We start from the raw sequence: 14,325 nt of genomic DNA, 5'->3' as shown, positions 1-14,325 counted from the left end.
CACGGGTTCATGACCTTGCCCCTACCACAAAACGCGACGCGCGGCGGCCCGTCCACGACGGCGCGGGCAGCCGCCGGACCCGCGAGCGCGGTCAGACGGCCACCCAGCAGCCATTTAGTCGTCGAGCGCGGCGCTCAGAGACTCGCGACCGTCGCCGAGATCGGGCTCGCCACGTGGTCGCTCGCCAGCCACGCGTCGACCTCGAGATCGGCCTCGGGATCGATGCCGGTCTGGGCAAAGTCGAACACGTAGGCGTCGAGCTGGACGTCGTACTCCGCCGCCCAGGTCTCGGCCTGAGCCTCGCCGTCGACGATGAACTGCAAGCTCAGGGGCGCGCGCACGTGGATGTCGTCCTCGGGGGCGTGCCAGGCGTCGTGCAGGCGCCAGCCGTAGACCGGCCAGGTGTCGTCCATGACCAGCTCCGGCTGGGGCAGCACCAGGCTCAGCGCCAGGGTCTCGGCGTCGACGAGGTTGGCCGCGAGCTCGGCCTGGGCGTGCTGGACGACCATGAACTCGCCGCTCGCGGACTCGAAGGTGGTCTCCATGGTGCCGTTGAAGTAGGGCCCGCTGGCCACGAGGCGGTAGACGCCCGCCGGCCAGTCCGCGGGGACCTCCCAGTCCACCCACCACTCGTGCTTGCGGCCGACGGCGACGTCTCCGTTGGGCGCGGGGTCGGGATCGTAGTGGGTGATCATCTCGTTGCGCGTGTTGTCGTAGGCCCGGCCGGCCCAGCCCGCGGGGTGCGGGACGTCGACGAACTCGCCCTCGCCGGCGTCGACCTGGACGCGGACGATCGGCGCGCCCAGGGTCGGGTCGCCGGCGCCGAAGCGCCAGCGCACGCGCTCGGTCCGCTGGCGCTCGCTGGCGATGGCCAGCAGATCATCGCCGGCGTTTTGGCTGACCTCCACGCCGCGCGGCGAGAACGAGTCGGTCTCGGCCAGCGTCGGGCTCTCCTCGATCAGCGAGGGCCCGATGTTGCCCACGAGGATCTGCTCGATCATCGACATGTTGGTGTCGACCATGAAGCTGCCGCCGTAGGGCCCCCACAGGCTCATCTCCGACTCGTAGCCGCCCTGATACCAGTCGTCGGGGGCCGTGAAGTAGAGCAGGTGATCCTGGGAGTAGCCCCAGACCATGAGGTCGAGGGGCTCGTCCCCGATCACCGCCGCGAACTCGTCGCGCGCGTACTTGACGATCGAGTAGGCCGGCTCGCCGGGCATCGACATGATGAACAGCGGCCCGAGCCGCGCCACGCTCAGATAGGTCTGGTGGATCTCCGCGTGCGGCAGATCGTTGCCGATCAGCAAGGTGTCGATGGGGATGCACTGCTTGGGCTCGCCCTCCATGCTGGTCTCGAGGTCGTCGTCCTCCTCGACGCCGGTGCACTGCCAGCCGCCCCACTCGTAGTCGATCGGGATGATGTCGAGGATCAGCCCCGAGAACTCGCCGTTCTCGTCGTAACCGAATTTTTCGTAGCTCAGGTCCACGCGCCGCGACTGCACGACGATCTCCGGGTCGTCGTCCCACTCGAGGCTCTGGAAGGCGTCGTAGATCACCGGCGCGGCGACCATCCCGAGCAGCTCGGTCTTCTGCGTGGGCGCGTCGTGGCCCAGGAACCCGCCGCCCGGCGAGGCGTCGCCGCCACCAGCTTGGGCGAAGAAGCCAAAGATCGGCTCGCCGCTTTGCTGATAAAAGTACTCCTCGAATTCGAGCTCGAGGGCCCCAGGCGCGTCCTCGGTCAGCAGCTCGTTTTCGTAGGCCACGGAGATCCCGTGGATGCCGAAGTTGAACAGCGCCGCGAGCGGGGTCCCGTCGGGGCGGCGCAGGCCGAGCACCGTCAGCCGCGGGTCCTTGCCGTAGATCGGGTTGTTGCCGCTGCGGCGGTCGCGATAGACCTTGTCCTCGGGATCCCAATCATCGAGGTAGGTGTAGCCCCACTCGGCGTCGCCCATGTTCTCGACGGCGTCGTGGATGGTCTCGGCGAAGGCCGTGGCGATCAGGTCGATCACCTCCTCGTCGGCCGTGTCCGCGCCCACGGCCCCGAAGATGTCGGGCAGCCGCCAGTAGCGGCCGTGGGCGTGGTGGGAGTGCGTCCCGCCCATGATGATCCGCCCGCGCAGGTCCTCGCCGTAGAGCGCCTCGTACTTGGCCGCGACCGCGTCCGTGATCCCCGACTCGGCGCTCATCATCGGGGTCTTCATCATGATCAGCCGCTCGCCCTCGTCGGACTCGAGCACCATCGCCTTGATTGTGGGGAAGTTGTAGAGCCCGCGGGTCCCCCAAAACAGCCCGCTCCACGGCGTGTCGGTCCCACCCACGCGCCCGCCGTAGCCGGCCAAGGAGATGCCCACGGGGCGATCGAGGTGACGCATGGCGACACCCGCCTGGAGCGGCGTCGGCATGCCGCCGGTGGTCTCGCCGCTCTCGCTCTCGTCCGCCTCGGTCTCGCTCTCGCTCGTGTCGACACCGTCACTGCTCGTCTCCGGCTGTGTGTCACCGATCTCATCCTCACTCCCGCTGGTCCCGGCCGTCTCGGTGGCCGAGACCTCATCGCTCGCGCCGACCGTGTCGTCACCGCACGCCAGAGCGAATAGCGCAGGGACAGCGAGCCAGACGAATTTGGAGTTTGGTGCAGAATCGGCCATGGCCACGAATCTACGACGACCTGGTCTATGGCGAAAAGCGTCGTTCATCGACCACACGTCGACTCTCGAATCGCGGAGATCCCACCGCTCGACAGGGCCACGGCCCAGAGGGGATGCTGGCCAGGTCTACCCAAGAAGATCTAGCCATGAGCATTACACGACGAGAGCTCCTCCGTCGCGCCAGCTTGCTGGGCGCGGCCACCCTGATCCCCAGCTTCAGCGCCGCCTGCCGGGGCGATGACGCCGCCAACGACGACGAAGGGGGCGACGGCACTGAGGACACCGATGAGGGCACCGACACCACGGGGGGCGACGATCTGCCCGAATACAGCTGGGATGGCGAGCTCGGCCCCGAGGGCATATTCGCTCATGGCGTGGCCAGCGGGGACCCCCTCGCCGACTCGGTGATCCTCTGGACCCGGGTCAGCCCGACTGCGGACGAGGACGTGGAGCTCTTCTTCGAAGTCGCCCTCGACCCCGAATTCAGCGAGCGGGTCGCGGCCGACTACATCCCCGAGGCGACCACGGCTGCGCGCGACTACACCATGAAGATCGACCTCGAGGGCCTCGAGGCGGCGACGACCTACTACTACCGCTTCTACGCCCAGGGTCGGGTCTCGACGATCGGACGCACGCGCACGGCCCCGGCCGGCGCGAGCGATCACCTGCGCATGGTGCTGTGCTCGTGCTCGAGCTACGGCCACGGCTACTTCCACGCCTACAGCGAGATGGCCGGGCGCGCCGACCTCGATCTGATCGTCCACGTCGGTGACTACATGTACGAGTACGGCTCGTTCATCTATGGCGAGGTCCGGGAGTACGACCCGCCCCACGAGTGCGTGACCCTCGACGACTACCGCCGACGCTACCGCCACTATCGCAGCGACCCCGACTGCGCCGAGGTCCACCGTCAGCACCCCTTCGTCGTGACCTGGGACGATCACGAGACCTGCAACGACGGGTGGATGGACGGCGCCGAGAACCACGACCCAGACACCGAGGGCAGCTGGGTAGAGCGCCGCGCCGCCTCGACGCAGGCCTACTTCGAGTGGCTGCCCCTGCGCGAGGGGGAGCCGGGCCGGGTCTACCGTCAGCTCGCCTACGGCGACCTCGTCGACCTGATCGTCCTCGACACGCGCTACGAGGGCCGCGAGGAGCAGCTCACGACCTCGACCCCCGAGGGCCTGGCCGGCATGTACGCCGAGGGCCGCCAGATGCTCGGCGCCGAGCAAGAGGCGTGGCTCTTCGAGCGCCTGAGCTCCAGCACCAGCCAGTGGAAGCTGATCGCCCAGCAGGTGATGATCGGCCAGCTGATCCTCGAGCCCGGCCAGGACGGCGAGCCCAACCGACCCTTCCAGGGCGACCTGTGGGACGGCTACGACGACGCCCGCCGGCGCCTGCTCCAGCACATCGTCGACGAGGCGATCAGCGACGTCGTCGTGCTCTCGGGCGACATCCACACCTCCTTCGCCAACGAGATCACCTTTGATCCCTACGTCGACTATGACCCCGAGACCAGCGAGGGCGCCGTGACCGTGGAGTTCGTGACGCCGGGGATCACCTCGCCGGGTCTGTCCCTCGACGACGCGACCGTCGCGGCCCTGCGGGTCATCAACCCGCACAACCGCTTCGTCAACGCCCTCGACCGCGGCTACGTCACCTTGGACATCAAGGCCGAGCGGATCCAGGCCGACTGGTGGCACTTCTCCGGCGGCCAGATCGGCCAGCCGGGCTTCTCGGGCAGCACTCACGGGGCCGCGTGGACGGTCGAGACCGGGACGCCGCGGCTGCTCGAGGCTGGCGAGCCGGCCGCCGAGAAGGTCGACCCGCCCGTGCTCGCTCCCTGAACGCGAGCCTCCGCCACCGCTTCGCCCGCGCTCGCCACGAGCGAGCCCGGGAGAAGCGGCGGTGACTAGTGTGCGCGGCAGAGGACTTGAAGGGTCCCAGGCTTGGAGCACCGGCCGCTGACTTCGTTGCTCGTCAGTCATTTGTGCCCGACAAACTCCCTCCTCGCGCCTCGTCAGCAACCGGCGGTCCGGCGCCTGGGACCCTTCAAGTCCTCTGCCGCGCACACTAGCGACTCAGGCCTCGGAGCCGGCGAAGAGCGCCCCCGCGTCGCCGATGACCTTGGCCCGCTCTCGCAGGCGCTGGAGCTCCTCCACGTGGGTACACTCGCCGAGGCGCGCGCGGAGATCCGCCGGCAGCGACAGCCCCCTCAGCTCGAGGATCGTCGAGATCAGCTCGCGAAGCCCCTCGACCAGGCCGTTGGCGTGTCCCTCCGCGAGGCCCTCGGCCTTGCCCTCGGCCCGGCCCTTTCGGATGCCGTCGTTGTACAAAAAGCTGCGCAGCTCGATGTCGGTGAGTTCGTAATCTTGCATCTTCATCGCTCCCAAGAGCACCTCTCGCGCCTCGTCGTCGACCGCCGACAACAGGTAGGAGGCGTATCGCCAGCGCCGCTCATCCTCGAGCGCCAGCACTGCTGGCAACGCTACCCGCAGCGCTCGAAGGTCGCCATGGACGGCATGCAGGACGGCCGAGAGCACCAGCCAGCCTGGACGCTCGGGATCCTCGACCGCCTCGACGACCGGCATGTTCTGCCTGTCCAGGACCAGCAACCAGTCCCGAGGCGGTAGCTCGCGTCTACCCAGCGCGCGCGCCCACGCGGAGACTCGATCCGAGAGCGAGAGCACCAGCGTCGCCGTGACATAGCCGAGTGATTCGGCGACCAGCGCCCAATAGACCGACATGCGCAGCGCTTTTTGACAATCCGGACGGCCTTGAACCTCGACAACGATGCCCACGCCACCGTGTGGATCTTCTGGGTTGTCTCCGGACAATACGCCGTCCGGACGAAGCTCACCCGAGTCGCCAAAGCAGGGCGCGAAACGGTCGATGACCGCAGGATGAGCGCGCATGTCCGCGAGCGGCGGGAGCTCGAGGTCGAAGACCTCTCGGAGGGCACGGAAGCCGAGGGCGGGCTCGTCTGTGAACAAGCGCGCGATCGCCTGGTGGAGGATGCCGGGCATGGGCGCCGAACGTCGCAAGGCGCGTGCCGGCGAATTTCTCAGTGTTCTCGCGGGAGCACCCGGACGAAGGCGGCCAACTCACGGGACAGTGACCCATGGACTGGCCGTCCCAGCCGTGCCCAGTGCCCAGGCTCAAAAAGGCCCGACGCGAGGCGCTCCGAGCCTGGCCAGTCAAACGTCTCGGGTCGCACCCGCGTGAATGGTCGAACCCGGAGCGAACACTAGAGCGGCAATCAGTTTGGATTCACCCCCTCAGGCACGTCTGGGTGGCCCCGTGGTCTGATTGCCGCTCTAGAAGCGCAGCATCAGGCCGTCAGGCGTCGCCGACAGCTGCGGGGGCGGGGGCGCGTTGCGGCGCGCCTTGGCCAGGGTGATCGTGCCGCCGACACCCAGGCCGAGGCCCAAGAGCTGCGTCACGCCGACCATGCCGAGGCCAAAGCCCAAGGTCGCCGAGGGCGAGCGCGCGGCCGAGATGAAGGGGCCCACGACGGGGATCAGCATCGGGCGGCCCATGCCGTAGGGGTCGCCCGCGTCGATGACCGCCGTGGCCGAGGCCGCCGAGATCAGGTAGCTGACGCCGAAGATCGAGTAGCCGGCGATCGTCATGCCCAGGCCCTTGTTTCGGTTGTAGCGCGGCGGCACCGGCCGAGGCGCGGGCGCGGGCTGGACCGCGGGCGGCGGAGGCTGCTGGCCGTAGACGGTGCCCGGCTGGCCCTGCGGCGCGGTCTGAGTCCCCTGCGGCTGGGGGAAGCCGGGGGCGGCCTCTCCCTGACCCGGCTGGGGGAAGCCGTTCGTCGGCTGGGCCTGGCCAGGCTGAGCGTAGCCGGGCTGGGCCTGGCCAGCGGGCGCCGGCTGGGGCTGGGGCGCGGGCTGGGCAGCGGCCGGCTGGGGCTGGGCAGCCGGCGCGACGGAGATCGCTTCGGTGGGCGCCGGCGCCGGTGCAGGCTCCGCGGCGGGGGCCGGCGCCACCTCGGCGGCGGGCTCCGGAGGCAGCGCGGGCGCGCCAGCGAGCGCGACGGAGGGCACGGACCAGCTCAAAGTGAGCCCGATGGCGAGGACAGCGGAGGAGATCGTGCGCGAGGAGGTCAGGTGGCGTTGCATCGGCGGTCCTATCAGCGCATTCTTCTTAGCACGGCTTTTCAGCGTGCAAATGTGGTAATTCACCGCTGCAAAATGCAACGCGTGAGCCTTCGTGACCTGGCTCCTCGCGCCTCGTCAGGGACCGGCGGTCCGGCGCCTGAGCCCCCTCCGGTCCTCTGGAGCGCGCACGAAGAGCTCGTGGTGGAACTCGACGCGGCTCCTAGAGCTGGCCCAAACGCTCGCCCTCGTGGCAGCCTCTGAGCACGCCGATGGACGCCCTCTTCGTCATCGTCGCGGAGCTCCTCGCCGTCCCGCTGCTGCTGTGGGCGCTGATTGCTCTGGACCTCACCCTCGGCGTGGCCATGTCCGTCGTCGCGGTCCTGCTCGGGCGACGCACGGTCACCGGGGCGCTCCAGCACCGCTGGCGCAGCGTCCGAAAGCGCCTGCTGTGGAGCCTGATCTTCCTGAGCACGGCCTTGCTGCTCGCCGACCTCGTGTTCTTCGAGACCCTCGTCAGCCTGTCCCTGGCCCGCGTCGACGAGCGCGACGATCTCGAGGTCTACTACACGAAGGTCGAGGGCAGCTTCATCCTCGGGCGGATCGAGTTCGAGGATCTGGTGCTCGCGGGGCGCCGCGGCCAGGCGGACGCCCCCAGCGATCGCTTCGAACTCGAGATCGGTGAATTCGTCATCGACATGGACACGGCCCGGCTCCTGCGCCTCGACTTCGCCGTCGAGGAGCTGTCCTTGGAGGGCGCCCGCGGCAGCTGGGACCACCTCGCCGCCGCCGAGGCAGGCGCCCGGGCCCAGCCTCCTCCCGCCCGCGACTTCGAGCTCGAGCGCATGCACGTGGGCGAGCTGGCGCTGAGCTTGCGCGACCACACCCACCCCGTGATCGCGCAGGACGGCGCCGCCACGCCGCGGGCGCTTCAGATCGAGCTCCTCGAGCTCGACCTCGGGCCGCTGCGCAGCGAGACCGCGGTCTTCGATCTGCTCACCCACAGCCGCGGCCGCGGATCGGTCGCCGGTCTCCCCTTCGAGCTGACGAGCGCCGAGCTCGAGGGTCGGGCCCAGACCACCCTCGAGATCCGCGAGCTCCCCCTCGACGCGCTCGCGCGCCCGCTCGAGGCCCGGGCGGGCATCCGCGCCAGCGGCCAGGCGGATCTACGCATGACCAACCGCCTCCATCCGGCCGCGACCCCCGACCAGCCCGCCGAGGTCGAGCTCGACCTCGCCCTCGAGCTGCGCTCGCTCGAGCTGTCTGGCGGCGAAGACATGAGCGTGCGATCCAAGCTCATGCTCCAGGCCGCAGAGACCACGCTCGAGCGCCTCGGCGGTGACTTTCCTCTGGCCTTCACCCTGCGTGTAAACGAAGACGAGCTCCGGGGTATGCGGAGTCTGGCCGACTCGGATCTCGTGGAACGGGTCGCCAGCGCCAGCGCCGAGGCCCTGCGCGCCCGCCTGGGCGAGCGCGCCACCAACAGCAAAGCCGGCCGCAAACGCCTGTTGCAGCGCGGCGAGTGAGGAACACACGAGCAGCCTCCCCATCGAGGGGCCTGCGACATCTCGATCCGCCGATGGAGGCCGCTTGCCATGCGCCATCAGCGAGCTAGACCACGAAGATGAGCATTGAGCACCTACGAGCTCGCGCGAGTATCTGCGCGCTGACCCTAATTTCTTCGTTGACCCTCGCCAGCGGCTGCTCCGACGACGGCGGCGCGGAGGAGTCCGAGTCCACCGACGAGTCCGGCGAGTCCGAGTCCACCGACGAGTCCGAGTCCACCGACGAGTCCGAGTCCACCGACGAGACCGAGTCCACCGACGAGACCGACACCACCGACGGGACCGAGGAGACCGACACCGGCAACCTCAGCTGTGAGCCCGAGGGCGACGTGACGATCTCCTACAGCATCGAGGTCGGCGCCCTGGACGAGCCGCCCTCCGTCGACCTCGACCTCGCCTGCACGCTGGCCGAGATCGACACCGACGGCGTGACCCAGGTGCTGATCCTCGACTGCCCCGAGCTCGAGAACGTCGCCGTCATCGATATCGCGGTGAGCCCCGACATGAGCCTGCCCCTGGTCGGCGGCGAGGCCATCTCGATGCGCTACATCCTCGAGGGGCCGTGGTGGTTCAACACCTACCTGCGCCTGGACGTCGAGGGCACCGGCCACCTGCTCACGCTGATCGACGGCGACAGCCTCCTGCCGCCCGAGGAATTCGAGTTCACCTCGCCCGTCGAGCTGACCGCGGTCTACGACCTATGCGAGCCCGTCTCGGACGGCTGCGGCCAGCGTGAGCGCCTCGCCCTGATGACGACCATCGCCGGCGAGGAGGCCCAGATCTTCGACGCCAATTACGCCGAGGTCGGCGGCGAAGAGGGCACGGAGATCTGGGTCGGCGCCGCTGGCCACCTGCACGAGATCGAGTGCACCGACACGCCCGACGAGTGGTTCCAGGTGCTGATCGTCGGCCCCGGCGAGGGCTGAGAGCGCACGCCCTCGCGTGCTCGTGCACCACGCACGAGCGCGCGGGCGCATCCGGCCCTCGACGCGCTCGAGAGCCCGCAGGGGCGACGCGGACCATCGCGCACGAGCGCGCTCAGGCGACGTCGTCGTCTTCGCTGTCGAAGCAGTCGCGCAGGGTCTCGGCGAGCAGGCGACAGACGTCCGTGGTCGTGAGGATGCCGGCGAGCTTGTCACCGCGCATGACCAGGGCCGAGCCGATCTGTCGCCTGGCCATCTCCTCGGCGACCTCGTCGAGGGGGGTCTCGAGGCCGACGATGAAGGGCTGGCGCGTGCACACGTCGCCCACGGTCAGCGGCACCCCCTGGGCGTCGACGCGCAGCGCCACCCGGGTGTCGCGCTCGGACAGGATGCCGATCACGTTGTGCTGCTCGCAGACCGGCAGGTGACGGATCCCATGCTCGCGCATCATCTCCTGCGCGCGCGCCAGGTCCTCTCCTGGGGCGATGGAGAAGGGGAAGGCCGTCATGACCGACTTGATCCGCGGGATTCGTCCCATGCTCGCGCGCGGACTCTCTCACAATCCCAGCCGCGCCGGCAAACACCCGCAGGCCGTCGAGTGGGCGCGTCAGCGCTCGGGCTCACCGGCGCAGCTGCTGCCAGCCTCGGCGCCAGCGCTGGCCGCGTCCTGGTTGTGCTCCACGCAGCGCACGCAGCTGTCCGAGGCCTGCTCGCAGCGCTGCTTCGCCTTGCGGCACAGCATCTGGTACTCGCTGTCCGAGACGCGATCGTCGGCGATCTCGCACATCTTGGTCTTGACCTCGCAGATCGCCTGCGAGAGCTCGCACAGCGCCTCGCACTCGCTGGGGTCGTTGGTCCCCGCGGCGATCCGAGCCTCGTGCTCCTCGGTCAGTCGCTCGAGGCGCAGATCGAGCTCGTCGATCGACTCGCCCTCGAACTCACCTTCGGGCTTGAGCTGCGAGTCCCCGCCGCCGCCCCCCGTGGGGATCACCGTGCTCGCGCCCCCGCGCTCGTCACAGGCGATGCCGAGGCCGAGCAGGGCGAAGATGGACAGGCCAGACAGACCGATCAAAGGACGGACACGGCTCACGACTCGACCTCCTCGAGCAGCAGGGAGAGGACCTCGAGGGCGCGGGCGTAGGCGCTCATGGCCCGGGCATGATCGCCGCTGCGGGCCGCCGCGTCACCCATGGCGACCAGACCGCGCGCGCTGACGCGATCCAGCGGCAGCGAGCGCTCGGGGGCGAAGTAGCGCTCGAGCAGCTCGAGCGCGCGCTCGGCCTCCCCGGCCTCGATCAGGGTCTCGCCCAGGCGCGCCGCGAGCTGGACCTCGAGCAGCTCCGCGGTGCCGTCCCCTGCGGGCGCCTCGAGCTCGAGGGCCGCGCTCAGGACCGCCGCGCGTGCCTGGGCGTCGGCGATCGCGTCGGCCCGGCCATGCGCCGCAGCGACGGCCTCGACGTAGGCCAGCCCGGCCTCGCTGGGCTCCCCCGGGAGCAGGGCGTGGGTCTCGAGGCGAAGGTCCAGCTCGGGCTCCGAGCTGACCGAGCCCTCCTCGGCGCAGCCGCCGAGCACCGCACAGCTCAGAGCCACGGCGAGCAGCCCCCGCGCGCTGACGCGTCGACTCACCCGCCACCTCCGGCACGCAGCCGACGCTCGTAGTCCGCGGCCAGAGCCGCGGCCCGCTCGCTGTCGCCCACGCCGTCATCGAGGGCCTCGAGCAGGCTCCGCGCGTGCTCGCCGACCTCGGCCAGCTCCGCGAGCTCGGTCTGGGAAGGGCCCTCGCCCTCGCGCAGCACGAGCACGGCGAGGACAGCCGCGGCCGCCAACCCGGCGGCGGCCAGCGGCCAGCGCCGACGTCCACCGCCCCCCGCTCGGCCGCGCGTCGATCCCTGCTCGTCGGGCGCGGGCGCCGAGCGAGCCTCGACCCGCCGCCAGCCTCGGTGCAGCTCCAGCTCCGAGAGGTCTTCGAAGGCCAGGGGCTCCGCGAGCTCATGCATCCGCGCGACCTCGGCGATCTCCGCCCGGCCCTCGAGCGCCCCCTCGGACTCGAGCAGGGCGCGCTCGTCCTCGCTCAGCGGCGCCTCGTCGAGGGCCGCGAGCTCGCGCGCGATCGTGTCTTTGCTTGGCGACGTCATCGCTGGTGTGAATTCCTCAAGGCGCGAGCCAGGACTCGGCGCCGGCCTCGTCGCCGTAGCGACGGACATAGATCTTGCGAAAGGACTTGCAGGCCCGAAACAAGAGTACATCGAGGGTGCCGATGGTCACCCCCATCTGCGCGGCGGCGTCCTCCCGCGAGCGCTTGTCGATGATCCTCAGCTGAAGGACTTTTTGGTAGCGCGGGTTGACCTCGGCCATGCACGCGTCGATCCGCTCGCGCAGCACGTCCGAGAGCTCGGCGCGACCGAGCAGAGACTCGGCGTCGTCGTCCGTGGGGTCCGGGAGCTGATGCTCGAGGCCCTCGGGCCAGGCCCCCACGCGCCCGGCCTTGCGCAGGTGATCCAGGCACAGGTTCTTGCCGATGCGGATCAGCCACGGCAGCAAGCCCTTGCCCTGCCAGCTGAAGCGGTGGAGGTTTTCGATCGCCCGCAGGAAGGTGTCGGCGAGCAGGTCCTCGGCGAGGTTGCGATCCCGGACCATGGGCATGATGGCGCAGCGAAATACGGTGTTCGCGTGGAGCATGTAGAGCGCTCGGATGGCCCGCTGGTCGCCCGCTTGGGCCCGCTCGACGAGCGCGCGCTCGTCCACTTCGCCTGGTTCATCGGTCGCATCGGAGGTCGGGGTCGCGCTCGTCACTTGCGTCCCTCCCGGTCCGGGCACAGGCCCTGGTCGGGATGATGGGTCACCGGGCGACGCGAGTGAGGTTCGCGTGCTCAACGGGGCCCTCCGGTCCACCTTACATCGACCCTCTCCGGGCCAGGGCGCCGCGGCGTCCGAGATCGTGCTCTCAACGGCCTCGTCGAGAAATCGCCCATTCCTAACCCCAACTGAGAGTCGTGCGTCGACTTACGGCTCTAGCGACAGAACTGGCGATTTTTTCCAGAAAGACGCGCTCGGATCGCGCGTTGTGCTCCTCTGGCCATGGCTGGGCCGGCCCACGGCTCAGCCCGCGGCCAGCCCGGACGAGAGTTCCAGCACCTCTCCACCACAAATTCATGTAAACCAATGTGAACGCGGCCGGGTCGAAGGCTCCAACGCTTGACCCTCCGCGCCCCGGAGCGTAGTCAAGCCCACGACTCCGGTGTCTGCGTCCCTCTCCACGTCGCTCACCCTCGCGCTCCTCGCTGGCCTCGCCGCTTGGAGTCCGCCGACGGGCGCGTCTTCCGAGCAGCCGCTCGACGCACCCGATCAGGTCGACGCACCCGATCAGGTCGACGCGCCCGATCAACCCGCGAGCGCGATGGCAGACAGCCACGTCAGCGATCCCGAGAGCCTGCGCAGCGAGGCATTCGGAGACACGGACTACGTGCTGCCCTTCGCCACCGAGGACCTCCAGCTCTCGGAGGTCTTGCAGCTCGCCCTCGACGAGAACATCGAGCTGCAAAACAAGCTCGTCGCCGTGGAGATCAGCGAGGCCAACGTGCTCGCGGCCACGGGCGCCTTCGACGTGCAGCTGACGGCCGGGCTCGAGGCCTCGCTGCAAAAGAGCACGCCGCGCGGCTCGGTCTACGTGTTCAGCACCGGCTCGCGCTCGCTCTCGGGCTACCTCGGCGTGTCCCGCCAGCTCGAGACCGGCGGCAGCTTCTCCGTGCAGGTCGACGTCACCCGCAGCCTCACGGACCAGCCCCTGAGCATCATCGACCCCACCGGCGGGTCGACGACCCTGGCTTCCTACTCGATCCAGCCGCGCCTGACCTTCTCGCATCCGCTGCTCCGCGGCATGGGCGTGAAGGTCAACCGCGCGGCCATCGACCGCGCCAAGCTGGCCCGCTCGAGCGCCGAGGCCGACGAGCTGGTCTCGGCACAAAACGCCATCCGTGATCTGATCAGCGCCTACTGGGACGTGCTCTACGCCCAGCGCGATCTCGAGAACAAGCGCACCGGCGTGGAGCTGGCCAAGGAGCAACTCACGCGCACCGAGGCCCAGGTCGCCGCCGGGCGCCTGGCCGCCGTCGAGGCCAAGGCCGTCGAGCAGAGCCTGGCCCAGCGCGAGACCGACGTGCTCCTGGCCGAGAACGCCTTGCTCGAGGCCAGCTTGGGCCTGCGCACGCTCATGGGCCAGGAGTTCGCCGGCCGCGACACCCTCGGGGTCACACCGACCACGGACCCCGTCGGCTTCCTCGAGCCCGAGCCCGTCGACGTCCAGGCCGCGATCGAGAAGGCCCTCCAGGCCAACCCCTCCGTGCGCCAGCTCGAGATCGCCCTGGCCAGCAAGCGCATCGACGAGCTCGAGGCCGCCAACGAGCGCCTGCCCCAGCTCGACTTCACCGGCAACTTCTCCACCCAGGGCCGCAGCGTCGACACCAGCGCCGACTCGAGCACCGGCGAGGCCGGCGAGGCCGGCAGCTGGGGTGAGGCCTTCCGCAACTTCGTCACCGCCGACATCGCCAGCCAGGGCCTGATCGCGGAGTACACGGTGACCGGCGCCCTCGACCTGACCTGGTCGATCCAAAACCGCACCGCCAAGGGCAACCACCAGCGCGTGCTCGCCGAGCTGCGCCAGGCCGAGCTCAACCTCAAGTCCACGCGCCAGAGCACCTCGACCCAGGTGATCACGGCGACCAACAGCATGCGCTCGGCGCTCAAGCAGATCGAGCTCGCGGATCTCTCCATCGAGCTCGCCGAGCAGAACCTCGCCGCCGAGCAGGCGCGCTTCGAGGTCGGCCGCTCGACCAACTACGACGTGCTCGAGCGCATCGACGAGCTGCTCAGCGCCGAGAACACCCGGCTGCTCGCGGGCCTCGACTACCTCAAGGCGCGCTCGGACCTCCAGGCCCTGACCGGCGAGATCCTCCCGGCCTACGGCCTCGACCTGCCCTCGGCCGCCAACCCAGGCAACTGAGCCCAGCTGCTGGCCCTCCAGGCCAGCACGCTCGCGTCTGGCGAGCGCGAGCGGACCAGCGCGCCCTCACGGCCGGCTGGATCGGCCCGA

12 protein-coding genes are annotated in these 14,325 nt (G+C 69.7%); 4 read left to right on the top strand and 8 right to left on the bottom strand.

What is annotated here, in order from left to right:
* Positions 1 to 134 precede the first annotated feature (134 nt).
* Positions 135 to 2,645: a neutral/alkaline non-lysosomal ceramidase N-terminal domain-containing protein gene (locus tag G6O69_RS19535; protein WP_172305034.1), complete on the bottom strand. Its 2,511-nt coding sequence runs from the start codon at positions 2,643 to 2,645 to the stop codon at positions 135 to 137.
* A 146-nt stretch (positions 2,646 to 2,791) separates the two neighbouring features.
* Here G6O69_RS19535 and G6O69_RS19530 point away from each other — a divergent pair, with 146 nt between their 5' ends.
* The gene (locus G6O69_RS19530; protein WP_172305033.1) at positions 2,792 to 4,492 is read left to right on the top strand and encodes an alkaline phosphatase D family protein; all 1,701 of its coding nucleotides are present in this window, start codon (positions 2,792 to 2,794) and stop codon (positions 4,490 to 4,492) included.
* A 234-nt stretch (positions 4,493 to 4,726) separates the two neighbouring features.
* Here the strand turns inward: G6O69_RS19530 and G6O69_RS19525 are convergent, their stop codons facing one another.
* Positions 4,727 to 5,671, bottom strand: coding sequence for a hypothetical protein (locus G6O69_RS19525; RefSeq protein ID WP_172305032.1), 945 nt, complete (start codon positions 5,669 to 5,671; stop codon positions 4,727 to 4,729).
* A 291-nt stretch (positions 5,672 to 5,962) separates the two neighbouring features.
* A complete protein-coding gene (locus G6O69_RS19520) occupies positions 5,963 to 6,772 on the bottom strand; it encodes a hypothetical protein (RefSeq protein WP_172305031.1) in 810 nt (269 codons plus the stop codon).
* Positions 6,773 to 7,020: 248 nt separating this feature from the next.
* Between G6O69_RS19520 and G6O69_RS19515 the strand changes: the two genes are divergently transcribed.
* Both G6O69_RS19515 and G6O69_RS19510 read left to right on the top strand, forming a co-directional pair.
* Positions 7,021 to 8,274: a hypothetical protein gene (locus G6O69_RS19515; protein WP_172305030.1), complete on the top strand. Its 1,254-nt coding sequence runs from the start codon at positions 7,021 to 7,023 to the stop codon at positions 8,272 to 8,274.
* Between the two features lie 98 nt (positions 8,275 to 8,372).
* Entirely contained in the window at positions 8,373 to 9,239 is an 867-nt protein-coding gene (locus tag G6O69_RS19510; RefSeq protein ID WP_172305029.1) for a hypothetical protein, read from the top strand.
* Positions 9,240 to 9,351: 112 nt separating this feature from the next.
* Here the strand turns inward: G6O69_RS19510 and G6O69_RS19505 are convergent, their stop codons facing one another.
* The 5 genes from G6O69_RS19505 to G6O69_RS19485 all read right to left on the bottom strand — a co-directional run bounded on the left by G6O69_RS19505 (position 9,352) and on the right by G6O69_RS19485 (position 12,029).
* Positions 9,352 to 9,774: a CBS domain-containing protein gene (locus G6O69_RS19505; protein ID WP_172305028.1), complete on the bottom strand. Its 423-nt coding sequence runs from the start codon at positions 9,772 to 9,774 to the stop codon at positions 9,352 to 9,354.
* 69 nt (positions 9,775 to 9,843) lie between these two features.
* Positions 9,844 to 10,326 carry a hypothetical protein gene (locus G6O69_RS19500; protein ID WP_172305027.1) on the bottom strand — a complete coding sequence of 161 codons (483 nt, stop codon included), beginning with the start codon at positions 10,324 to 10,326 and terminating at the stop codon, positions 9,844 to 9,846.
* Positions 10,323 to 10,862: a hypothetical protein gene (locus G6O69_RS19495; RefSeq protein WP_172305026.1), complete on the bottom strand. Its 540-nt coding sequence runs from the start codon at positions 10,860 to 10,862 to the stop codon at positions 10,323 to 10,325. Before G6O69_RS19495 ends, G6O69_RS19500 begins: the two co-directional genes overlap by 4 nt.
* Entirely contained in the window at positions 10,859 to 11,371 is a 513-nt protein-coding gene (locus G6O69_RS19490) for a hypothetical protein (RefSeq protein ID WP_172301262.1), read from the bottom strand. The genes G6O69_RS19495 and G6O69_RS19490 overlap by 4 nt, the downstream gene beginning before the upstream one ends.
* Positions 11,372 to 11,387: 16 nt before the next feature.
* Positions 11,388 to 12,029 carry an RNA polymerase sigma factor gene (locus G6O69_RS19485; protein WP_176396966.1) on the bottom strand — a complete coding sequence of 214 codons (642 nt, stop codon included), beginning with the start codon at positions 12,027 to 12,029 and terminating at the stop codon, positions 11,388 to 11,390.
* 445 nt (positions 12,030 to 12,474) lie between these two features.
* Here G6O69_RS19485 and G6O69_RS19480 point away from each other — a divergent pair, with 445 nt between their 5' ends.
* Positions 12,475 to 14,235 (top strand): TolC family protein, encoded by a 1,761-nt coding sequence (locus G6O69_RS19480; protein WP_172305024.1) that lies wholly within the window; start codon positions 12,475 to 12,477, stop codon positions 14,233 to 14,235.
* Positions 14,236 to 14,325: the final 90 nt, after the last annotated feature.

Source organism: Pseudenhygromyxa sp. WMMC2535, from assembly GCF_011083025.2.
Note: the sequence above shows the minus strand (reverse complement) of the source record. Positions and strands in the feature narration are given on the sequence as shown.

What these genes read in the sequence shown, in the direction of transcription:
- G6O69_RS19530 (WP_172305033.1), top strand. Translation starts at nt 2,792, where the DNA reads ATGAGCATTACACGACGAGAGCTCCTCCGTCGCGCCAGCTTGCTGGGC.
- G6O69_RS19505 (WP_172305028.1), bottom strand. Translation starts at nt 9,774, where the DNA reads ATGGGACGAATCCCGCGGATCAAGTCGGTCATGACGGCCTTCCCCTTC.
- G6O69_RS19520 (WP_172305031.1), bottom strand. Translation starts at nt 6,772, where the DNA reads ATGCAACGCCACCTGACCTCCTCGCGCACGATCTCCTCCGCTGTCCTC.
- G6O69_RS19535 (WP_172305034.1), bottom strand. Translation starts at nt 2,645, where the DNA reads ATGGCCGATTCTGCACCAAACTCCAAATTCGTCTGGCTCGCTGTCCCT.
- G6O69_RS19515 (WP_172305030.1), top strand. Translation starts at nt 7,021, where the DNA reads ATGGACGCCCTCTTCGTCATCGTCGCGGAGCTCCTCGCCGTCCCGCTG.
- G6O69_RS19525 (WP_172305032.1), bottom strand. Translation starts at nt 5,671, where the DNA reads ATGCCCGGCATCCTCCACCAGGCGATCGCGCGCTTGTTCACAGACGAG.
- G6O69_RS19490 (WP_172301262.1), bottom strand. Translation starts at nt 11,371, where the DNA reads ATGACGTCGCCAAGCAAAGACACGATCGCGCGCGAGCTCGCGGCCCTC.
- G6O69_RS19510 (WP_172305029.1), top strand. Translation starts at nt 8,373, where the DNA reads ATGAGCATTGAGCACCTACGAGCTCGCGCGAGTATCTGCGCGCTGACC.